Source organism: Dehalococcoidales bacterium (genome assembly GCA_028716225.1).
In the GTDB taxonomy this organism is placed as follows: domain Bacteria; phylum Chloroflexota; class Dehalococcoidia; order Dehalococcoidales; family UBA5760; genus UBA5760.
Window position 1 is genome coordinate 1 of the sequence record JAQUQE010000134.1, and the last position, 2,883, is coordinate 2,883.

The following is a 2,883-nucleotide window of genomic DNA, read 5'->3' on the forward strand; positions in this document are numbered from 1 at the left end:
GCTCCAACCGCCAGTTTCTGTTCTATTGTTGAATTGGCATACCCTGCTTTGCTACTCCACACATCGTAAACAGTGCCGTTAACCAGATTATCGAACCGGTAATATGCCGCTGCATTTGCAGTCGTTATCGCGGGTGCTGCCGAGCTGCCATTAACGCGTTCGTAGACTGTGGCTCCGGGGATTGTCGAATAATACTGATTATCCTTGACCACACCTCCGATTGCAACACCGGAATATGTCGGGGTTAAATTTACAAGGGTTATATTCCGCGAAATCACATCTGCTGCAAGAGGGGAGAATACGGCATAATCGTTAGTGTATCCGGACAGGTTGGTCGTCATATTGATCTGCGAACCGCTTAACCAGTTGTTGCTCGACGAATAATATCCCGATGCGTTGCTTACTGAGATTAACGTGGAGGTTCCCTGCGTGACGTTGACCGATGCACCCTGCAATGCCGCGTTATTTTGATCGACTACATAACCGGAGATCGGGATATATGAATTGATCTCGGTTATTCCGTAGTTCATTACGATCTCGGAACTATCGGATTTCTTTACGGCAACCAGTTCTGCGTAGTAAATGCCATCGGCATAGGTGCTGCTGTCCATAGTGAAGGAGATCGATCCTGATGATCCTGAGATTGTCTGGGTTTTCTTCACGGTACCGTATGCATCGAGGATCTTGATCTCGTAATTGTACGTTGCTGTATCGTAGTACGACGATGGGATAGAATAGGATACTGTGGCGGTACTCCCGGTCGGGTACGACGGGCTTCCCCACGTGACCGTTGCACCGGTCCCTAAAACATAGAAGTAATCCTGTGATTTTACTGCGGTGCCATCGTAGAGCGTGACCCAGTACAGACCATATTCCAATGGCTGGTTCCCGATGTAAGTGTTGTTCATCGGGACGGATACGATGCCTGCCGCTGTGCCGTAATCTGAGATCTTGATATATTCGTCATATACTTTCATCCCTGACGGTGCGGCAATGGTGATCTTGTATCGCGTATCCGGGGGATTCTGCGTGGCCTGCCAGCCATCGGCATATGCACCAAGGGACCATTGAACATTAAAGTGATCTGCGTATACTTGATCCCCGGCACTGTTGATCATGGCAAAATTAGAGGGATCGATCATATCGGATTTGATATACCATGAATGGGGCATGACTGATATAAGGGCTGTGGTGGAGAAGGAGTCTCCGAAGGAGGGATCGTCATAATACCCGGAAATAGCCACCCCATCTATAGAGCCGGCCGATCCCATCCCAAACGAGTATGCCGATGTTCCCGGAACGCTTTCGTGAGTTTTGTTTAATGTGCCATCCATATAGGTATATATTGTTGTACCTGAACGGACAGATTCATACCTATGGAGGGATCCTTCCGACGGGTATATGGAACTTGTTGCGTAGGTCCCCCCAAATAAAGTTCTTGCTGAGTTATAAAGATTCAGCCCCGGGACTCCCGTAGCGTAGTAAGGGATATCACACGTATATGCCCAATAATTTGATGTTCCTGTTGTATTTGGTGTGACGATATACCCGGGAGCCGGACCGTATGCATATGACCCCCCGTCGTGGGTATACCCTCCATAAGTATCCGAATATCCGGGTATTGGTCCCCATCCCATACTGCCGCAACCACCGTGTCCGTTGCACCGACTGTCAAGAGAATATGCCACTGCCCCATTGTTCATGGTATCACTCCACGATGCCGATACCGGAACAATCAAGCAGGTAAGAACAATCAGGCAGAGGAGGGATTTAAAATGGGACTTCCATGAGGAGAACATATAGAGAAAAGAATGTAAGCAAAAGGTATTTATGACTTTTGCAGGAAAAAAGGATTAGAGGGTTGATTCTGCGATGATCGCGGAGCTGCCATCGGAGAACAGCCCGGTAATAACAATATGGTCCTTTTTCGGATTGGTTGCCGGAATTGTTACTCCGAGACCAATTGGTATTGTACCGCCAGAATTTGCCATTACCTGATTCCCGGATATCGTTACCAATGTTGAACCTGTCGTTACGGTAATATTTGTTTTGTCGTTAACGGTGAATGTCATTCCGAGCAATGCGGCTGCATCCTGCCCGACATAATATGTCATTGATACGTGCGAGGTATCAACACGCTGCATCGTTGCCGATACGATATGCGTTGTCTGCAAACTCTGCCCGGCAAACCCGAACAGGAATGCTGCGACAATAGCGGCAAGGACTACGGTCAGCGCAACCAGCATGATTGTTCCCACAATAGGGGTTACTGCTTTTTCGTTTTCCATGGTGTAATCAGTCCTTTGGTGAATTGGGCTCACGTGCTTTTGTTGCCGAAGGTGTGGAGGAACGGCGCACGGTCATAGCCCGTTTTGTCTTATTCTTCTGATTTCCAATGCTCGAAAATGTAATCGTAATTAAATACCGGGCTGTGGGTTTTTGAAAGGCCGGCCCTGATTTTATCCCTCTGCGAATTATAATCGGGGCAGTTCCTATGGAACTGAATGAGGATATCGTTTATTTTCCCCATATCGTAATTTTCAATCAGGTCCGGAAGTATTTTGTACTCTGCTCCTTCAACGTTAAGTTTCAACAGGTCGATACCGGATTCGTATCGCCGGTTAAATATTTCCGATGCCTTAAAAATATTTACAATGTGTGCTTCCTGCAATATGTCTTTGACTAACGATGCCCCGCGATCATTCCCGAATAGCTCTGTCATTTCATTGATATCACTTAGTCCGACTTCAAACACTCTCACTTTTTTGTTGGGTTCAAAATTAGCTTTTGCGCGGCGGGATAAAATCGGGTGGGGCTCATATATGTCGATGTGACACGAATACCTACTATATATCCTCTGTGCCCAGTCTCCGGTATACCCGC

General features: G+C 47.3%; 3 protein-coding genes. All 3 read right to left on the reverse strand.

The window, feature by feature from the left end:
• A partial coding sequence (locus PHI12_14765) for a carboxypeptidase-like regulatory domain-containing protein (protein ID MDD5512048.1) occupies positions 1–1,703 on the reverse strand: 1,703 nt, incomplete at its 3' end.
• 150 nt (positions 1,704–1,853) lie between these two features.
• Positions 1,854–2,288, reverse strand: coding sequence for a type IV pilin N-terminal domain-containing protein (locus tag PHI12_14770; GenBank protein ID MDD5512049.1), 435 nt, complete (start codon positions 2,286–2,288; stop codon positions 1,854–1,856).
• Between the two features lie 89 nt (positions 2,289–2,377).
• A partial coding sequence (locus PHI12_14775) for an FkbM family methyltransferase (GenBank protein ID MDD5512050.1) occupies positions 2,378–2,883 on the reverse strand: 506 nt, incomplete at its 5' end.